The following is an 18,785-nucleotide window of genomic DNA, read 5'->3' on the forward strand; positions in this document are numbered from 1 at the left end:
GCCTCGGTCTGGCGCTTCAGCTCGGCGATGGTCTCGGGCTTGAGCGAGAAGGGCGGGAGGGAACAGGCGCTGTCGCCGGAGTGAACCCCGGCCTCCTCGATGTGCTCCATGACGCCGGCCACGAACACGGCGCCGTCGGCGTCGCAGAGCGCGTCCACGTCGACCTCGGTGGCGCGGCTGAGGTACTGGTCGATGAGGACCGGCGAGTCCCCGCTGACCTTCACCGCATTGGTGATGTAGCGCTCCAGCTGCTCGTCATCGCGGACGATCTCCATGGCCCGGCCGCCGAGCACATAGGAGGGCCGGATCACCACCGGGTAGCCGACCTTGTGGGCGCCGGCGAAGGCCTCGTCGCGCGACCGGGCGATGGCGTTGATCGGCTGGGCGATCTTCAGGCGGTGCAGCAGTTGCTGGAACCGCTCCCGGTCCTCGGCCAGGTCGATGGCGTCGGGCGTGGTGCCCAGGATCGGGATGCCGGCGTCGGCCAGGGACTGGGCGAGTTTCAGCGGGGTCTGGCCGCCGAACTGTACGATCACCCCCAGCAGGGTTCCGTTCTTCTGTTCGACATGGATCAGCTCGAGGACGTCTTCTGCCGTCAGCGGCTCGAAATAGAGCCGGTCCGAAGTGTCGTAGTCGGTTGAAACCGTCTCGGGATTGCAGTTGACCATGATCGACTCCACGCCGATCTCGTCGAGCGCGAAGGCCGCGTGGCAGCAGCAGTAGTCGAACTCGATGCCCTGGCCGATCCGGTTCGGTCCGCCGCCCAGGATGATCGCCTTCCTGCGGTCGGTGGGCTGGCTCTCGCACTCCGGTTCCTGCCCCAGCGCGCCGGTCTCATAGGTCGAATACATGTACGGCGTGTCGGCCCGGAACTCACCGGCGCAGGTATCGACGCGCTTGAAGACCGGCCGCACGCCCAGCGCCCGGCGCTTTGCCCGCGCGTCCGCCTCGGTGATCTCGGCCAGCTTCGCAAGCCGCGCGTCGGAGAAGCCCAGGGCCTTCAGCCGCCGGAATTCCGCCGCGTCGCCGGGCAGGCCCTTGGCGCGGACCACCGCCTCCTCGCCGACCAGGGTCTCGATCTGGCGCAGGAACCAGGGCTCGTACGAACAGGCCGCGTTGACCTCCTCGACGTTCAGGCCGTGGCGGAACGCCTGAGCGATCACCCGCAGGCGATCCGGCGTCGGCTGGGTCAGCGCGCGGTGGACCGCGGCGTGGCCGGTCTCGGGATCGTCGCTGCCTTCGATGGCGATCTCGTCCAGGCCGGTGAGGCCGGTCTCCAGCCCGCGCAGGGCCTTCTGCAGGCTCTCGGCGAAGGTGCGGCCGATGGCCATCACCTCGCCCACCGACTTCATCGAGGTGGTCAGGTGCGGCTCGGCCCCCGGGTACTTCTCGAACGCGAAGCGGGGGATCTTAGTGACGACATAGTCGATGCTGGGCTCGAACGAGGCGGGGGTCGCCCCGGTGATGTCGTTCATCAGTTCGTCCAGGGTGTAGCCCACCGCCAGCCGGGCGGCGACCTTGGCGATCGGGAAGCCGGTGGCCTTGGAGGCCAGGGCCGAGGACCGCGACACCCGCGGGTTCATCTCGATCACCACCATGCGGCCGTCCGCCGGGTTCACCGCGAACTGGACGTTGGAGCCGCCGGTCTCGACGCCGATCTCCCGCAGCACCGCGATCGAGGCGCGGCGCATCCACTGGTATTCCTTGTCGGTGAGGGTCAGGGCCGGGGCGACGGTGATCGAGTCGCCGGTGTGGACACCCATCGGGTCGATGTTCTCGATGGAGCAGACGATGATGCAGTTGTCGGCCTTGTCGCGGACCACCTCCATCTCGTACTCCTTCCAGCCGAGCACGCTCTCCTCGATCAGCACCTCGGTGGTGGGCGACAGGTCCAGGCCGCGCTCAACGATCTCGCGGAATTCCTCGACGTTGTAGGCGATGCCGCCGCCGGTGCCGGCCAGGGTGAAGGACGGCCGCACGATCGCCGGCAGGCCCACGAACTCAAGCCCCTCCAGGGCCTCGTCCATGGTGTGGGCGGCCTTGGACTTGGGGCTCTCCAGCCCGATGGAGTCCATGGCGTTGCGGAATTTCTGGCGGTCCTCGGCCTTGTCGATGACGTCGGCCTTGGCCCCGATCATCTCGACCCCGTACCGCTTCAGCGCACCGGAAGCTTCGAGCGCCAGGGCGGTGTTCAGCGCCGTCTGGCCGCCCATGGTCGGCAGCAGGGCGTCCGGCCGTTCCTTGGCGATGATCTTCTCGACCATCTCCGGCGTGATCGGCTCGATGTAGGTGGCGTCGGCGACATCCGGATCGGTCATGATCGTCGCCGGGTTCGAATTGACCAGGATGATCCGGTAGCCCTCGGCGCGCAGCGCCTTGCACGCCTGCACGCCGGAGTAGTCGAACTCGCAGGCCTGGCCGATCACGATGGGCCCGGCGCCGATAATCAGGATCGATGAAATGTCGGTGCGTTTGGGCATCGGGTCTCGCGCGAACATGCGGTCGCGCGTCTGGGCGCGCCCGGCACAGGTCAGAACTGTAGGTTAAGGCGCCCGTTTAGAGAGGGAGTCCCCCGCGCGCAAGGCCGCTGGCGCGCCGGGCCTCCGACCGGCCGTGGCGGCCTGAAATTTCTCTGGCGAATCACGCAACTAGCCGCCGCCCGGGACGCTATCTCTCCGAGCGCCCGGTATGGCGCGCCATAGATTGCGGAGCCGGCATGAGCCTCTTGGACAGAATCCCCACCCTGAGCGACCAAGAGGTCTCCAACCTGCTGGTCAACGCGCGCCGCCTGGCCGAACGCGGGGATGAGAAGCAGCAGGCCGCCGCGGCCCAGCTGCTGCCGGCCCTGGAGATCGCCGACACCGAACGCCGCGAGGCCCGCCTGGACCGCGCCAAGGAAAAGCGCGCCGCCACCCGCAAGGCCACCCTGCGCTCCGCCGCTGCCTGAGGCGGACCCACCCGCCGTCATCCCCCGGATCGGCCCGCGGCCGGCCGTCGGGATGCCGAGCGGAGGGACTTGGCTTCGAATCCACGCCGCGGCGGTTCGTCGCACGGCCATACTTGCGTCTTGCCGCGCGGACGGGCAGCTTCCCGGTAACTGGTTCGCCCCGCGCGGACACAACCGTAGGGAATACCTTGGCCGCCGCCGCGACGACCTCCGACATCCTCGGGCCGCTGATGTCGCGCATTGCGGCCGGTGAGCGCGAGGCCCTGCGACAACTTTACGACGCCACCTCCGCGAAGCTTTTTGGGGTCTGCCTGCGTATCCTTTCCGACCGCGAGGAAAGCGAGGACGTTTTGCAGGACGTATACGTCACCATATGGCGCCGGGCCGATCGCTTCGATGCGACCCGTGCAAGCGTGATGACGTGGCTGTCCACCATCGCGCGCAACCGATCGATCGACCGCCTTAGAGCACGTGGGCCCCTGGCCTACGCCGAACAGGTGGATGAACTGGAACTCCCCGATGGGGCTGACAGCGCCGAAACGCTGCTGTCGGCGGCGGACGACCGGAACCGATTGCACGGCTGCCTCTCGGAGCTCGACGAGCGCACCGAGAAGGTCATCCGGACCGCCTTCTTCGAAGGCGTGACGTACGAGGCCCTGGCCAAGCGGATGGATGCTCCGCTGGGCACGGTGAAGAGTTGGATTCGTCGGGGATTGGCGAAACTCAAAGGATGCCTCCAATCATGAGCGAAGCACCCGACCTTTCCGAGGCCGAAGCCTTCGCGGCCGAGCATGCGCTAGGGGTCCTGAACGCCCGTGAGCGTGGGGAAGCCGAAGCCCGCATGGCCCGCGATCCCGCGTTCGCCTCCGACGTGGAGGCGTGGCGAGAGCGCCTTGGCCCCATGACCGGCGCCATCGCCTCGGTCTCGCCGCCGCACGACCTGTGGCGACGCATCGAGCGCGAGCTGCCGGCCAACGACAATGGCGTGGCGGTGAACCGGTTGCGGTTCTGGCGCACCTCCGCGGTCGGCGGCTTCAGCCTGGCGGCCGCCAGCCTCGCGGCCCTGGCCGTGCTGGTGGCCCAGCCGCCCAGCGCGGTCACCAAGACTCAGACCCTGCCGCCGCCGGGCCAGCTGCTGAACGCCAGCCTGACCAGCACGTCGGGACGCCAGGTGCCGCTGTTCGTGGCCGCCTACGATCCCGACCGCAAGGCGATTATCGTCACCTCCCTGCTGCCCGAGGGGGCCCACCCCGCCAAGGTGCAGGAACTGTGGCTGATCGCCGGCAAGGATCATCCCAAGCCGCTGGGTTTCCTGGAGCCCGGCAAGTCGAAGGTGATCCCGCTCAAGACCGACACCGCCGGCGTGGTCGCGGCCGGCGCAACGCTCGCGGTCTCCATCGAGGCGCCGGGCGGCTCCACCGACCCCAACGGCCCGCAAGGCCCGGTTGTGGGCGCGGGCGCGCTGTCGAAGCTGTAAGGCGGATCTACCGCTGACGGATCAGGGGTCGCACGGCATGTCCGTCGCGACCCTTCTTCGTTTCGACGGACAGGCGAGGGCGATCCCCCGTTCGACCCGCGCGCGGGCGTCTCGAAGCGCGACCGCCGCTCGCCGCTTCGTGTGACATTCCAATGTCGAGCGGCCGCGCGCCTGGGTTTTTCGCCTGTACGGCGAATCTGCCCGAGCGTTCTGCAAAAATGAGGCCATAATGTCGCATCTGCGGACGTGGGGGTCGGCGTATCTGTCACGTCGCCAGCAGGGGCGGTTCAACTTCAGGGAATATCCAAGAATGTCTCGCAAGGTTATCGCCACGGTCGTGGCCGGTTTCGCTCTGGCCGTTTCGGTTGGAACCTTTACGTCCGCCATCGCCGCGGAAAAGACCGTTCAGGTCGGCGGCGCAGCCATGTATCCGTCGAAGAACATCATCCAGAACGCGGTCAACTCGAAGGACCACACCACGCTCGTCGCCGCCGTCAAGGCCGCCGGCCTCGTGGACACCCTCTCGAGCCCCGGCCCGTTCACGGTGTTCGCGCCGACCAACGCCGCCTTCGGCAAGCTGCCGGCTGGCACGGTGGACACCCTGGTCAAGCCCGAGAACAAGGACACTTTGACCAAGATCCTCACGTATCACGTGGTCTCCGGCCGCATGTCGTCGATGGATATCGCGGCCAAGATCAAGGCCGGCGGTGGCAAGGCCACGCTGAAGACCGTGCAGGGTGAAGACCTGACGGCCACCATGAAGAACGGCGCCCTCATCCTCACCGATGCCAAGGGCGGCATGTCGAAGGTGACCATCGCCAACGTCTTCCAGTCGAACGGCGTGATCCACGTCGTCGATACGGTGCTGATGCCGTAAGACCATTGAGCGCGGCCCTCCTCGCTTCGGCGGGGAGGGCCAGCGTTGTCAGCGGCTTGGCGCGAAGCCCGCGTCGTGCTGCAACGGGGCATGACCAAACCCCGTCCGATCCGCCTGACGCGCCGAGCGGCCACCACCTTCGGCCTCGCCGCGCTGGCCGCGCCGGCGGCCGCAGCGTCCTCGGCGGACGCCCGCTTCGAAGCCCTCGGCGTCCGCGGCCTCGACCAGCTGACGCACCTCTCGCCCATCAGCGCGACCCTGCTGGGCGACCACCGGTTCGACGCCGACCTGGATGACCTGTCCGCCGCCGGCCGGGCCCGCGCCAACGCGGCGCGCCGCGCGCTGCTCAGGGCGTTCGAGGCCTTCCGGCCCAGCGATCTCAGCCGTGCAAACCAGGTGGACCTCATCCTGGTCAAGCGCTTCCTCGCGTCGGAGCTCTGGACCAGCGAGGTCCTGCAGGACTGGGCTTGGGACCCGCAGATCTACTCCAGCGCCGCCGGCCAGGCCCTGTATGGCCCGATGGCGCGGGACTTCGCGCCCCGGCCGCAGCGCATCCGTTCCGCCATCGCGCGTATGGAGGCGCTGCCCCGCCTCTTCGCCCAGGCCCGCGCCGAACTGCAGCCGGACCGCGTACCCCGGGTGCATGCGGAAACCGTCGCGCGACAGAACATCGGCGTCCTGGCGATCGTCGGCCAGATGATCCTGCCCTACGCGGGCGAGCTGCCGGCCGGCGACCAGGCCCGGCTCAAGGCGGCAGAAGCGACCCTTCGCACCGCGGTGGTGGAGCACCAGGCCTGGCTCGACAAGACCCTGGCCCCGAACGCCAAAGGCGACTTCCGCCTGGGCGCCAAGCTGTACGACGCCAAGCTCGCCTTTGCGCTGAGTTCGCCGCTGTCGCGCGCCGAAATCCGCGCGGCGGCCGACCACGCACTCGTCGAGACCCGCGCCGAAATGTACGCCGTCTCGCTGAGCGTGCTGGCCGACACGCCCGGCGCACCGACCGGCCCCGAGCGGCCCGATCCGGCCACCCAGCAGAAGGTCATCGAAGCGGCCCTGGAACTGGTGGTCTCCGACCACCCGCCGCGCGAGCAGCTGTTCGACGCCGCCCGCGCCGCCGTCGGCGAGGCCGAAGCCTTCCTGCGCAGCCACCAGATCATCACCATGCCCGACACGCCGTTGGAGGTGATTGTCATGCCGGCGTTCCAGCGCGGCGCCGCGGTGGCGACCTGCAACCCCCCCGGCCCCCTCGAACGCCACGCGAAGACGTTCCTGAACATCTCGCCGATCCCCGACGCCTGGACCGCCGCGCAAGCCGAGAGCTTCCTGCGGGAATACAACCGCCTGTCCCTGCATGACCTGGGAATCCACGAGGCCATGCCCGGACATTACGTCCAGTTCTGGCATGCCAACCGCTACCCCTCGACGCTGCGCTCCGTGCTGCGCTCCGGCTCGTTCGTCGAGGGCTGGGGGGTCTACGCCGAGGATATGATGTCAAAGGTCGGCTACCTGGGCGACGACCCCAGGTTCCGGCTGCAGATCCTGAAGAACCGCGTCCGCAGCATCACCAACGCCATCATCGACCAGATGGTCCACGTGGACGGTGTCGACCGCGAGACCTTCATGCGGTTCCTGACCGTCGATGCCTTCCAGCAGGAGCGCGAGGCGGCCGGCAAGTGGACCCGGGCCCAGCTCAGTTCGGCCCAGCTTCCCACCTACTTCGTCGGCGTGACCGAGCATGATGCCCTCCGCGCCGAGGCGGAACGGCGGGCCGGGTCGGCCTTCGACCTGAAGACTTACCACGACAAGGTGCTGTCCTACGGCTCCCCGCCGGGCCGCTACGTGCGCCAGCTGATGTTCGACGAGCCGATCGCGTAGGGCTGTTAGTTCAACCCCCGCACCCAGGCCGGCAGCTCGGAGATCGACCGGAGCTCCACGAACCGCGCATGGTCGCCGGGCGGCTCGGCGACCTCGTGGGCCCAGGTGATGTGGTAGGGGATGTAGGCCCCCCAGCAGCCGGCCTCGAGCGCCGGCAGGATGTCGGAGCGCATGGAGTTGCCGCACATCACCGCCTCGGCGGCGCCGGTCCCATGGCGGTCGAAGACGCGCCGGTAGGCGCCGGTGTCCTTCTCGCTGACGATCTCGACGGCGGCGAACAGGTCGCCCAGGCCCGAAGCCGCGAGCTTCTGCTCCTGGTGCAGCAGGTCGCCCTTGGTGATCAGCACCAAGCGGTAGCCGTCCAGCTCGGCCAGGGCCTGTTCGACCCCGGGCAGCGGCTCCACCGGATGACCCAGCATCTCGCGCCCGGCGGCCAGGATCTCGGCGATCAGGCGGCCCGGCGGGTTGGCGCCGGTCAGCTCCATGGCGGTCTCGATCATCGAGAGGGTGAAGCCCTTCACGCCGTAGCCATAGAGCCGGAGGTTGCGCTTCTCGACCTCGGCCAGGGTGGCGTTGAGCGTCTCCGGCGGCGCGATATCGGCCATCAGGGCGCGCAGGCGATCCTGCGTCAGGCGGAAGATCGTCTCGTTGTGCCACAGGGTGTCGTCGGCATCGAGGCCGACCGTGGTGATGCGCATGGCGGCTTCCTTAGGGGCTCCGACCGCGGGTGTGCAATCCCCGGGCGGCGGCGGTGGCCATCACCGGTGTTCGCGCTGGATGGCTATCCGGCGCAGCCCTCGTGAGGCTTTGTCACCCGCTCGGTGGAGGCGGGGAAGCGGGCCAGGGCGGCGGCGGGGCGGATCGGCCGGGGCGCGAAGTTGCCGCCGCAGTTGGGGCAGGCGCCGCCGAGCCGGGTCTCCGCGCACTCGGCGCAGAAGGTGCACTCGAAGGTGCAGATGCGGGCGTCGGGGCTGTCCGGCGGCAGGTCGCGGTCGCAGCATTCGCAGTTGGGGCGCAGGGCCAGCATTGCGTCAACATGGACGAGGGCTACCATTGGCGGAAATGCCAAGTTTCCCTCGTTTACAGACAACTACTCGCCGAAGCCTTTTCCGGGCGCCATCGGGGCCAGCCGCAGCAGCCGCGAGTCGGCCACGCCGGCCGTGCGGTGCTTCACAAGCTCGCGGTATTCGGGGTCGCGGACCATGGCCATGAAGGCTTCCGAGGTCGGGTATTCGGCGATGAACGCCAGGTCCCAGGCTTCCGATCCGGGCCCGGTGACCATCACCTGCGGCCTGCCCACCCAGACCTGCTTGCCGCCCAGCCGGCCGAAGATATGCGCCGTGGTCCGGCCATAGGCGCGGTAGGCGTCCAGGCCCGTCAGGTTCTTGCCGTGGTCCGGGTGGCCTTCCGGATAGTCCGCCTTCGGTTTCAGCTTGATCAGGTTCAGCATCTGGATCGGCGCGTCGCGGGGCAGGGCCTTGAAGACCGCCCAGGCCTCGCGGTCGGGATCGATGTAGGGCATAGGCACCTCCGCCGCATTGACCGGCCTGCCGCAACTCACTACCTACGCCGCCGTTTGCCCACAAGGAGGCCCATCATGAGCCGTGATCTGCTGCCTGGCGTCACCGGCGTGCTGGTGCTGGCCAATGGGACCGTCCTGCAGGGAATCGGCGTCGGCGCGACGGGCGAGGCGGTGGGCGAGGTGTGCTTCAACACCGCCATGACCGGCTATCAGGAGATCCTCACCGACCCCTCCTACATGGCCCAGATCGTGGCCTTCACCTTCCCGCACGTGGGCAATGTGGGGACCAACGTCGAGGACCTGGAGCAGATGTCCGGCTCGGCCGAAACCGCGGCCCGGGGCGCGATCTTTCGCGACCTGCCGACACCGCCGGCCAACTGGCGGGCGGACAGCGACCTGGCGTCCTGGATGGCGCGGCGCGGCGTGATCGGCCTGAGCGGCGTCGACACCCGGGCGCTGACGCGCTCGATCCGCGAGCACGGCATGCCGCACGGGGTGATCGCCCACCGCCCGGACGGCGGGTTCGACCTCGACGCCCTGCTGGCGAAGGCCAAGGCCTGGTCGGGGCTAGAGGGCCTGGACCTGGCCAAGGAAGCCTCCTGCCTGCAGCCGTTCGTGTTCGAGGAGGGCCTGTGGTCGTGGCCGGACAGCTATGCGAAGCCGGGCCAGCCGAAATACGAGGTCGTGGTCGTCGACTACGGCGTGAAGCGCAACATCCTGCGGGCCCTGACCTCGGTCGGCGCCCGGGTGACGGTGGTGCCGGCCTCGACGTCGGCCGAGGACATCCTGGCGCGCAATCCGGACGGGGTGCTGCTGTCCAACGGCCCCGGGGACCCGGCGGCGACCGGCGTCTATGCGGTGCCGGAGATCAGGAAGCTGGTCGACAGCGGCCGGCCGGTGTTCGGCATCTGCCTGGGCCACCAGATGCTGGCGCTCGCCCTGGGCGCGACCACCGTGAAGATGGACCAGGGCCACCACGGGGCGAACCATCCGGTGAAGGACCTGACCACCGGTAAGGTCGAGATCGTCTCCATGAACCACGGCTTCACCGTCGACCGCGACAGCCTGCCGGAGCCGCTGACCGAGACCCACGTCTCCCTCTTCGACGGCACCAACGCCGGCCTGGCCCTCAAGGACCGCCCCGTCTTCTCCATCCAGCACCACCCCGAAGCCTCCCCAGGCCCAACCGACAGCCTCTACCTGTTCGAACGCTTCGCGGGCCTGATGGACCGCGCGAAGTAGCGGGCGGCGTAGCCGCAAGATTCTTGAACCACGGACCCACACGGACCCACACGGACAAGAAGGATCGGGTTGGCCACGCCTCCACCAGGACGAGACCCCGTCCGTGTGGGTCCGTGGTTCATTTCAAATGACCATCCGCTCCACGGCCGCTCGACCTGATCCCCCGAAGTTTACGAGCAATCCGACGCGCAGGCCGGTGGCTCTCAGGTAGTCGCAAAGCTGGGCGCGATGCTCCGGCGCCAACTCGCGGACCGCCTTCAATTCCACGATGATGGTCTCGTAACAGATGAAGTCCGGCGTGTAGATCTGGCGCAGTCGTACGCCCTTGTACTCGAGCTTCAGCGACGGCACCGCCCGATACGGGACCTGACGCGCCTCGAACTCCCGGGCCAGGCACTCCTGATAGACCGCCTCCAGGAAGCCCGGGCCCATCACCCGATTCACCTCGAAGAGGGCGCCTCGACCCACGTGGGATAGCCTTCCTCTCCCCCGGCGAAGCCGAGAGGGAGAGGGTAGGGAGAGGGCCGGCTGGGCCTTTCGGGCTCTCCCGCTGGAAGCCCAAGGGCCCGCGCCGGCGGCGCTCGTGGGCCATGGCTGGACCCACGGCGGACCACGGTCTTACGTGCCCGCCCTCTCCCTACCCTCTCCCTCTCTTCGCTTCGCTCGGGGGAGAGGAGGCGTCCGGGTCTGTCGCGGGAGTCATCCACAGCTGTTCCGAGCTGGTCCACAGCCGTGGGGCGGCCTGGCGTGGTAGCGGTGGCGGATGGTCGGTCGGTTCGACGAGAGGTTCCTGGAGGAGATCAAGTCGCGGCTTCGGCCGTCCGACGTGATCGGGCGGACGGTCAAGCTGCGCAAGCAGGGCCGCGAGTACGTCGGCCTGTCGCCGTTCAACAAGGAGAAGACCCCCTCGTTCTATGTGAACGACGAGAAGGGGCAGTTCTTCGACTTCTCGTCCGGCAAGAATGGCGACCTGATCACCTTCCTGCAGGAGAACGAGCGGCTCTCGTTCGCCGAGGCCGTCGAGCGGCTGGCGGCCGAGGCCGGGCTGGCGCTGCCGGCCGTCGACCCGCGCGGCGCCGAGCAGGACAAGGTGCGCCAGGGGCTGGGCGAATGGCTGGAGCTGACCGCCCAGTGGTTCGAGGCCGAGCTGCGGCGTCCGGTCGGGCGCGAGGCGCGGGCCTATCTGGAGGCGCGTGGCCTGCCGGACAGCGAGTGGGCCCGGTTCCGCATCGGCTTCTCGCCGGGCGGCCGTACGGCGCTGAAGGATTATCTGATCGCCAAGGGCGCGCGGCCCGGCGAGCTGATCGAGGCCGGGCTGCTGATCGCCCCGGAGGACGGCGCGGCGCCCTACGACCGGTTCCGCGACCGGATCATCTTCCCGATCCTGGACGCGCGCGGCCGGGTGGTCTCGTTCGGCGGCCGGGCGATGGACCCGCAGGCCCGCGCCAAGTACCTGAACGGCCCGGAGACGGTGGTCTTCCACAAGGGCCACCAGCTCTACGGCCTGTCGGAAGCCCGCAAGCTGATCGCCGCCGCGCCCTCCGGAGAAGACCCGCCGCTGGTCGTCGTGGAAGGCTACATGGACGTGATCGCCTGCCAGCGCGCGGGCGTGCCGGCGGTGGCCGCCATGGGCACGGCGCTGGGCGAGGAGCAGATGGAGGTGCTGTGGCGCCACCACCCGGAGCCGACGCTGTGCTTCGACGGCGACCGGGCCGGGCGGCAGGCGGCGTCGCGGGCCATCGACCGGGCGCTGCCGCTGCTGAAGGCCGGCCGCAGTTTCCGCTTCGCCATCGTGGAGGGCGGCAAGGACCCGGACGACGTGCTGCGCGAGCAGGGCGCGGCGGCGCTGAAGAGCCAGCTGTCCAGGACCACGCCCTTCGCCGAGGCCCTGTTCATCCGCGAGCGCGACACCGAGGACCTGGGGACGCCGGAGCGCAAGACCGCGCTCAAGGTGCGGCTGCGCAAGCTGGCGGCAAGCATCGCCGACCCTGACCTGGCCCAGGCCTACAAGGAGGACCTGCTCGCCCGTTTCGAGGGGCTCTGGCCCACCCGCCAGCCGGTCTACACGGTGGGCGCGGCGGCGCGGGAGATGTCGCGCGCCCGCTGGGACAAGCGCCGGCCGCCGCTGACCGGCGCGACGACGGAGACCAAGGATGCCACCGAGCGCCTGCGCCGCGCGCCGCGCGCGCTCTCCGCCGCCCTGGCCTATGCGGCGGTGCAGGACCCGGGCGTCATCGACGAGGCCATCGAGCGGGTGGTCTCCCACGGCTTCGGCGACCAACAGCTGGATGGCCTGGCCCAGGAACTGGTGCGCCTGCGCTATGAGACCGGCAGCGTGGAGATGGACGCGTCGCTGCGCCAGCTGCAGGCGCGCGGCTTCGACGCCGAGGTCATGCGCCGCCTGGAGCGCGACGCCGGCCGCGCCGGGGTCAGTGCGCCGTTCCTGAACGAGACCGGCGAGCGGGCGCGCGAACTCTGGCGCGAGGCCTTCGACCTGCTGATGCAGCTGGAGAGCCTGGAACGCGCCGTCAGCGCCGCCGCCCACGACCTGTCCCGCGACCAGGACGCCACCACGCTCAACACCCTCAAGGGCGAACGCGACCACCTGCGCAAGCTGCTGAAAAGCGACTGGGCCAACCCCGACCGGAACGAGCCGGTGCTGCCGCACTGATCGGCGAAATCCATCGTGTTCAGAACATATTAGCCGGCGCCTGCCACTCTGCGCCCGTCCGGGCAAAGGAGCGAAACGGCCGGTTGCGCCGACATTCATGAGGCTGGGGTTGAAGCGAGCGTCCAGGCCGCAATTGCTGCGGCGGATCATGGGTCGGGCGTCACAGCGCCTGAGCGCCCGGCTGACGCTTGCCTATGGGGGCCTGTTCGCCGGCGTGCTGGTGCTGATCTTCAGCGTGTTGGCGGTCGCCGCCGGCCAGAACGTGCAGGACGTGGTGCGCGACGAGCTGAACGCCACCGCCACCGCCTTCGAAAGGATCTGGCATCTGCGCAGCGACCAGCTTCAGCGCGGCGCCCTGGTGCTGTCGCGGGATTTCGGTTTCCGGGGCGCGGTCACCTCCCAGGATGCGCCCACCCTGCAGTCGGCCCTGGAAAACGCCCGCGAGCGGCTATCCGTTGACCTGGTCCTGGCGATCGACCTCGATGGACGGCTGATGGCGCGATCCGGGTCGGCGCAGAGGATCGACGACGCGACGCTGCGCAGCCTGGCGGCGTCGGACCAGGGCGGCGTGCTGCTGATCGACAAGATGCCCTACCAGACGGTCACCGCCCCTATCCTGGCCCCCAACCAGATCGGCCAGCTGGTGTTCGCCGTCCGCCTGGACGACCGCGAGCTGGCGTCGCTGGCCGAACTGTCGCCGGTCCGCGTGAAGCCGCAGGTGGTGCAGCTGGGCGCCGGCGGCCGCTGGCAGGGCGGCGACGGCCATCTCACCGCGGCCGAGATCCGCATGCTGCGGGCGCTCGGCGCCTCGAAGACCGCCCGCCCGGGCCTGACCATCGACGGCAATGTGGAGGTCATGCGGCGGCTGCCGTCGACCAGCGGCCGGCCGACGGCGCTGATCCTGCGCTATCCGCTGGACAAGGCGCTGGCGCCCTATCGCCTGGTGCTGGCGATCGTCCTGGGTCTTGGGGCGGCGGGGCTCTGCCTGGTCGGAGCGGGCAGCTGGTGGGTCGCGCGGCGCATCACCCGCCCGCTGGACGCCCTGCGCGCGGCGGCCGAGCAGCTGGAAGGCGGCGCGCACATCCTGGTGGAGGTCCGCGGCCGCGACGAGATCGCCGACCTGGGCCGGACCTTCAACCGGATGACCGACCGCATCGTGCGCCGCGAGGCGGCGCTCAAGGAGGCCCGGGTCCTGGCCGACGCGGCCAACCAGGCCAAGACCGATTTCCTGGCCAACATGAGCCACGAGATCCGCACCCCGCTCAACGGCATCCTGGGCATGGCGCAGGTGCTGGACCGCGACGACCTGCGGGCCGAACAGCGCCAGCGGGTCGGGGTCATCCGCAATACCGCCCATGTGCTGCTGGCGATCCTGAACAGCATCCTCGACCTGTCGAAGATCGAGGCCGGCCAGCTGGAGGTCGAGACCCAGCCGTTCGACCTCAAGGAGGTGCTGGACCGCGCCTGCGAACCGTTCGCCAACCTGGCGGCCGAGACCGGGCTGGCGTTCAGGATCGACCTCGATCCGGCGGCGGCCGGGTGGTGGGCGGGCGACGCCCTGCGGCTGCAGCAGACGATCGCCAACCTCGCGTCCAACGCCGTCAAGTTCACCGAAGCCGGCGGCGTGACCTGCCTGGTGCGTTTCCATGACGGCGCGCTGCGGTTCCGGGTCGAGGACTCCGGGGTCGGCATCCCGCCCGAGCAGATGGACCTGATCTTCGACAAGTTCTCCCAGGGCGACAGCTCGGCCACCCGGCGCTTCGGCGGGGCTGGCGTGGGCCTGGCGATCTGCCGCGAGCTGGTGCGGCTGATGGGCGGCGTCCTGCGCGCCGACTCCCGGCCGGGCGCCGGGTCGGCGTTCTGGTTCGACCTGCCCCTGGCCGCCGCGCAGCCGCCGGAGGATCGCCGGATGGCGGCCCCGGTCGAGGGCGAGCCGGCGCTGAGGATCCTGGCGGCCGAGGACAACCCCACCAACCAGATGATCCTCAAGGCGCTGCTGGAGCCGCTGGGGGTCGACCTGACGGTGGCGCCGGACGGCCAGGCGGCGGTCGAGGCGGCGGCGGCCGGCGGCTACGACCTGATCCTCATGGACATCCAGATGCCGAAGCTGAGCGGCGTCGAGGCGACCCGCCGCATCCGCGCCGGTGAGGCGGCCGGCGAGGGGCCCAGGACGCCGATCGTGGCGGTCACCGCGAACGTCGCGGCCCACGAGCTGCAGGCCTATCGCGACGCCGGCATGGACGGGGTGGTCGCCAAGCCGATCGCCGCGGACGTGCTCTATGCGGCGATCGAGGCGGCCCTGGTTCTGCAGACCCGGGACAGCTTCGCGGAAGCGGCGTCCCGCTCGGCCTGACCGGGCGGTGGTAAGGGCGCGCGCGCCTTAAGGCTTCAGCTCGATGGCCGCGGCGGTGTGCAGTGCGGTCGCGGCGATCTGGACCGGCCGGGTGAACGGGGTGCGGGCCTTGAGGTCGGGATGCCAGACCGTCAGCGTCGCCGCGCCGGACGGCACGTCCGGGACCACCGCCTGGCCATCGGCGCCGGTCTTCGCCGCGTAGGGGACGTCGGTGACGTAGATGAACGCGATCATGCTGTCGTGGATGTTGCAGCCCAGGGGCACGACGCCGGGCTTGTCGAAGATGACGGTGCGGCTCTCGTCCTTGCCGTAGAGCTTGAGCTCGAACCGCTTCGCCGTGGAGAACGAATAGACGTGGTGGCGGACCTTGTCCCGGTTGGGGAAGCTGACGGTCGAGCCCAGGGGCACGATCAGGACGTAGGGCTGAAAGGCGATGTTCTGCTGGGCCATGACCAGGGGCCAGCTGACGGTCAGGGGCTTGCCGGGCGCGACGCCGGCCGTGGGGCGCACGATGACCACCGCGTCGTGCACCGGCCGTCCCATCTGGTCGCGCACGTCGACGGTGACCTCGCCCGCCATGGCCGGGCCGCAGACGCAGGAGGCCGCGAGGGCAAGGAGGATTTTCCGCATGTCGACGGGGATACCGCCGGCCTGTTGAACCAGATGTAAAGACCCTCGCGGTAGTCGATGCAGGTCCCGGTTGTTGAGGCAGGATCGATGAACGTGCGTAATCTGGCACTATCGACGGCGCTGTCACTGCTGTGCGCCGGAACGGCGGCGGCTGAGGATCTGCGGCCGGCCGGCAAGCTGTTGCTGACCGGCGGCGTGACCACCGTGGAGGGCTCGGCCGGCGGCGGCCTGTCCAGCTGGGCGTTCATCGGCGGCTACGAGACCCGCGACGGCGTCGGCGCCAACGTCCACGCCACCTACCTCAACCTGCCGGACTATGAGTTCCGCGCCTATGGCGCCTCGGTGGGCCTCTTCGACCGGGTCGAGGTGTCGTACACGCGCCAGGACTTCGACACCCAGGCGACCGGCGCCAAGCTGGGCCTCGGCAAGGGGTTCACCTTCCACCAGGACATCTTCGGCGCGAAGCTGAAGGTGCTGGGCGACGCCATCTACAACCAGGACAGCTGGGTCCCGCAGATCGCGGTCGGCGCGCAGTACAAGACGGCCGACAAGGGCGCGGTCATCGGCCTGCTCGGCGGCCAGCACGACGACGGCGTCGACTATTATGTGGCGGCCACCAAGGTGCTGCTGTCCGAGAGCCTGGTGCTGAACGCCACGCTGCGGGCCACCAAGGCCAACCAGACCGGCCTGCTGGGCTTCGGCGGCCCGGGCCACGACCGCTACAGCCTGCAGGCCGAGGGCTCGGCCGGCGTGCTGCTCACCAAGCGGCTGCTGGTCGGCGGCGAATATCGCACCAAGCCCAACAACCTGGGCCTGAAGGAGAGCGACTGGTTCGACCTGTTCGCCGCCTATGCGGTGAACAAGAACCTCTCGGTGACGGCCGCCTACGCCGACCTGGGGACCATCGCCACCTTCAAGGGCCAGCGCGGCCTCTACCTTTCACTGCAAGCGGGTTTCTAGGATGATCCAAGCCCTGATCCTGGCGGCGGCGCTGTCGACCGCCCCGGCCTTCACCGTCGAGCACCCCTCGGCGACCCATCCTGGCGAGGAAGAGGTCGAGGCCTACGTCCAGGCCGACGCCAACGCCGGGACCAGGCCGTTCGCCGGCGACGCCATGCTGAAGGCCTTCCACGGCCAGGCCGGCATCGGCCGAGTGGTGGACGAGGTGGTGGACCGCAGCCTCGCCGACCCGCGCACCGCCGAGATCTTTCACAGCCAGGACATGGTGCGCCTGCGCCGCACGCTCCGGGAACAGTTCTGCTACATCCTGGACGGCGGCTGCCGCTATTCGGGCCGCGACATGAAGGCGGCGCACAAGGACCTCGGCCTCCAGAACGCCGACTTCAACGCCCTGGTCGAGAACCTCCAGCTGGCCATGGACCACGAGAAGATCGGCTTCCGCGACCAGAACCGCTTCCTGGCCAAGCTGGCGCCGATGCAGCGGCAGACCGTCGAGCGGTGACGGCCCGGGGGCGCCGGGCCCCCTGCGACCTAACGCCCCGCCGCAGGCTGCGCCGGCGACATCCGAACTGTCACCATCTTGACACCGACCCCCACGCACGCCATCTGGCGCAATGCGGATTTAGCGCGCGTTTGACAGACATCGATCGGGCCGTTGCGTGCATCGGACGCGCCCAATAATTGAACTGATGTCTCCCTCGATGCGTGGAAGTCCCAGCGGCCTCGCCGCGTCGCCGCCCTCTCGGGGTTGGCGCACGGAGAGTTGCGCGCGGGTCGCTGAACGCAAGATTTGAACGGGAACATCTTTGGCGGGTGAAGGGTCGTATCGTCGCGGCCCCTCGATAGTTGTCCGCCAGCCACCAATTTTCGGCCCGCCCTTTGCAGGGAGCGCGAGCCGACATCGGAGATTTTAGATGAGCGCAACCACGACCGAAGCTGAAGCGCCCGAAACCACCTCCGGAAGCGACGGTCCGCTGCTCGACCTGACCGATGCCGCGGTCAAGAAGTTCATCAAGGCGGCCAAGACCCGCGGCTACGTCACCATGGACGAGCTGAACAAGGTGCTGCCGTCGGAGGAAGTCACCTCCGAACAGATCGAAGACACCCTGGCGATGCTCAGCGAGATGGGCGTCAACGTCGTCGAGTCCGAGGACGACGCCGAGGGCGGCGAGGTCGCGGTGCGCGAAGAGAGCGCCGTGGTCGAGACCACCAAGGAAGCCGCCTACGACCGCACCGACGACCCGGTGCGGATGTACCTGCGCGAGATGGGCTCGGTGGAGCTGCTGTCGCGCGAGGGCGAAATCGCCATCGCCAAGCGCATCGAGGCCGGACGCGACACCATGATCCGCGGCCTGTGCGAAAGCGCGCTGACCTTCGAAGCCATCATGGTGTGGCGCGAGGAGCTGGAGGGCGGCCGCATCCTGCTGCGCGAGGTCATCGACCTGGAGCAGACCTACGGCGGCATCACCGCCGCGGCCGCAGAGGAACTGGCCGCCAACGCGCCCCCGCCCGCCGAGGTGGTCGAGGAGGCCCCCGAGCTCAATGAGGACGGCGAGGTCATCGCCAAGGGCGACGACGACGACGACGACTTCGACGACGGCGCGGGCCCGACGATCAGCGCCATGGAAGCCGAACTGCGCGAAGGCGTGATGGTCACCCTGGACGCCATTGCCTCGGAGTTCGAAGGCTTCCGTCTGCTGCAGGAGAAGCTGGTCGGCGCCAAGCTGAAGGGCGAGGACCTCAGCGACAAGGACCGCGCGGCCTATCAGACCGCCGCCGGCGCCATCGTGCTGCACCTCAAGACCCTGAAGCTGAACAACAACCGCATCGAGGCGCTGGTCGAGCAGCTGTATGCGATCAACAAGCGGCTGATGGTCCTGGAAGGCCGCCTGCTGCGCCTGGCCGACAGCTACGGCATCAGTCGCGGCGAGTTCCTGAAGGCCTACTTCGGCCAGGAAATGCGTCCGGACTGGTCGATCCAGGTCAAGACCATGGGCGTGCGCTGGACCAAGTTCGCCGAGAACGACGCCGGCCAGATCGGCGACATCCGATCCGAGATCGCGGCCCTGGCCACCGAGACCGGCGTGCCCATCGACGACTACCGCCGCATCGTCCAGACCGTGCAGAAGGGCGAACGCGAAGCCCGCCAGGCCAAGAAGGAAATGGTCGAGGCCAACCTGCGCCTGGTGATCTCCATCGCCAAGAAATACACCAACCGCGGCCTGCAGTTC

17 protein-coding genes are annotated in these 18,785 nt (G+C 69.2%); 11 read left to right on the forward strand and 6 right to left on the reverse strand.

The window, feature by feature from the left end; genetic code table 11:
- Positions 1-2,480, reverse strand: a 2,480-nt coding sequence (gene carB / locus Q0R13_RS17435) for a carbamoyl-phosphate synthase large subunit (protein WP_293906287.1), incomplete at its 3' end; no start/stop codon positions are given.
- A gap of 236 nt (positions 2,481-2,716) precedes the next feature.
- Here carB and Q0R13_RS17440 point away from each other — a divergent pair.
- The 5 genes from Q0R13_RS17440 to Q0R13_RS17460 all read left to right on the forward strand — a co-directional run bounded on the left by Q0R13_RS17440 (position 2,717) and on the right by Q0R13_RS17460 (position 7,176).
- Complete coding sequence (locus Q0R13_RS17440; RefSeq protein WP_293906289.1) at positions 2,717-2,947, forward strand: hypothetical protein; 231 nt, start codon at positions 2,717-2,719, stop codon at positions 2,945-2,947.
- A gap of 188 nt (positions 2,948-3,135) precedes the next feature.
- Positions 3,136-3,693: a sigma-70 family RNA polymerase sigma factor gene (locus tag Q0R13_RS17445; protein ID WP_293906291.1), complete on the forward strand. Its 558-nt coding sequence runs from the start codon at positions 3,136-3,138 to the stop codon at positions 3,691-3,693.
- The gene (locus Q0R13_RS17450) at positions 3,690-4,424 is read left to right on the forward strand and encodes an anti-sigma factor (protein WP_293906293.1); all 735 of its coding nucleotides are present in this window, start codon (positions 3,690-3,692) and stop codon (positions 4,422-4,424) included. The genes Q0R13_RS17445 and Q0R13_RS17450 overlap by 4 nt, the downstream gene beginning before the upstream one ends.
- A gap of 229 nt (positions 4,425-4,653) precedes the next feature.
- Positions 4,654-5,301 (forward strand): fasciclin domain-containing protein, encoded by a 648-nt coding sequence (locus tag Q0R13_RS17455; protein WP_293906295.1) that lies wholly within the window; start codon positions 4,654-4,656, stop codon positions 5,299-5,301.
- 90 nt (positions 5,302-5,391) lie between these two features.
- Positions 5,392-7,176: a DUF885 domain-containing protein gene (locus tag Q0R13_RS17460; RefSeq protein ID WP_293906297.1), complete on the forward strand. Its 1,785-nt coding sequence runs from the start codon at positions 5,392-5,394 to the stop codon at positions 7,174-7,176.
- A 5-nt stretch (positions 7,177-7,181) separates the two neighbouring features.
- Here the strand turns inward: Q0R13_RS17460 and Q0R13_RS17465 are convergent, their stop codons facing one another.
- The 3 genes from Q0R13_RS17465 to Q0R13_RS17475 all read right to left on the reverse strand — a co-directional run bounded on the left by Q0R13_RS17465 (position 7,182) and on the right by Q0R13_RS17475 (position 8,698).
- Entirely contained in the window at positions 7,182-7,874 is a 693-nt protein-coding gene (locus Q0R13_RS17465; RefSeq protein ID WP_293906299.1) for an HAD family hydrolase, read from the reverse strand.
- Between the two features lie 83 nt (positions 7,875-7,957).
- Positions 7,958-8,203: a DUF1272 domain-containing protein gene (locus Q0R13_RS17470; protein ID WP_293906301.1), complete on the reverse strand. Its 246-nt coding sequence runs from the start codon at positions 8,201-8,203 to the stop codon at positions 7,958-7,960.
- A gap of 63 nt (positions 8,204-8,266) precedes the next feature.
- Positions 8,267-8,698, reverse strand: a complete 432-nt coding sequence (locus Q0R13_RS17475; RefSeq protein WP_293906303.1) for a DUF1330 domain-containing protein — start codon at positions 8,696-8,698, stop codon at positions 8,267-8,269.
- A 75-nt stretch (positions 8,699-8,773) separates the two neighbouring features.
- Here Q0R13_RS17475 and carA point away from each other — a divergent pair, with 75 nt between their 5' ends.
- Entirely contained in the window at positions 8,774-9,940 is a 1,167-nt protein-coding gene (gene carA / locus Q0R13_RS17480) for a glutamine-hydrolyzing carbamoyl-phosphate synthase small subunit (protein ID WP_293906305.1), read from the forward strand.
- A 123-nt stretch (positions 9,941-10,063) separates the two neighbouring features.
- Here carA and Q0R13_RS17485 read toward each other — a convergent pair whose 3' ends face one another.
- Complete coding sequence (locus tag Q0R13_RS17485; RefSeq protein WP_293906307.1) at positions 10,064-10,408, reverse strand: GxxExxY protein; 345 nt, start codon at positions 10,406-10,408, stop codon at positions 10,064-10,066.
- A 295-nt stretch (positions 10,409-10,703) separates the two neighbouring features.
- On the opposite strand from Q0R13_RS17485, the gene dnaG reads away from it, so the two are divergent.
- Positions 10,704-12,611: a DNA primase gene (dnaG, locus tag Q0R13_RS17490; RefSeq protein WP_293906309.1), complete on the forward strand. Its 1,908-nt coding sequence runs from the start codon at positions 10,704-10,706 to the stop codon at positions 12,609-12,611.
- Between the two features lie 148 nt (positions 12,612-12,759).
- The gene (locus tag Q0R13_RS17495) at positions 12,760-14,964 is read left to right on the forward strand and encodes an ATP-binding protein (RefSeq protein WP_293906311.1); all 2,205 of its coding nucleotides are present in this window, start codon (positions 12,760-12,762) and stop codon (positions 14,962-14,964) included.
- A 27-nt stretch (positions 14,965-14,991) separates the two neighbouring features.
- Here the strand turns inward: Q0R13_RS17495 and Q0R13_RS17500 are convergent, their stop codons facing one another.
- The gene (locus tag Q0R13_RS17500) at positions 14,992-15,594 is read right to left on the reverse strand and encodes a methylamine utilization protein (protein ID WP_293906313.1); all 603 of its coding nucleotides are present in this window, start codon (positions 15,592-15,594) and stop codon (positions 14,992-14,994) included.
- A gap of 93 nt (positions 15,595-15,687) precedes the next feature.
- On the opposite strand from Q0R13_RS17500, the gene Q0R13_RS17505 reads away from it, so the two are divergent.
- The 3 genes from Q0R13_RS17505 to Q0R13_RS17515 all read left to right on the forward strand — a co-directional run.
- Complete coding sequence (locus Q0R13_RS17505) at positions 15,688-16,554, forward strand: DUF3034 family protein (protein ID WP_293906315.1); 867 nt, start codon at positions 15,688-15,690, stop codon at positions 16,552-16,554.
- Between the two features lies 1 nt (position 16,555).
- Positions 16,556-17,056, forward strand: coding sequence for a group 1 truncated hemoglobin (locus tag Q0R13_RS17510; RefSeq protein WP_293906317.1), 501 nt, complete (start codon positions 16,556-16,558; stop codon positions 17,054-17,056).
- Between the two features lie 412 nt (positions 17,057-17,468).
- Positions 17,469-18,785, forward strand: a 1,317-nt coding sequence (locus Q0R13_RS17515; RefSeq protein WP_293906319.1) for an RNA polymerase sigma factor region1.1 domain-containing protein, incomplete at its 3' end; no start/stop codon positions are given.

Origin of the sequence: Phenylobacterium sp. (genome assembly GCF_025351295.1) — a bacterium.
Classification (GTDB): Bacteria; Pseudomonadota; Alphaproteobacteria; order Caulobacterales; family Caulobacteraceae; genus Phenylobacterium.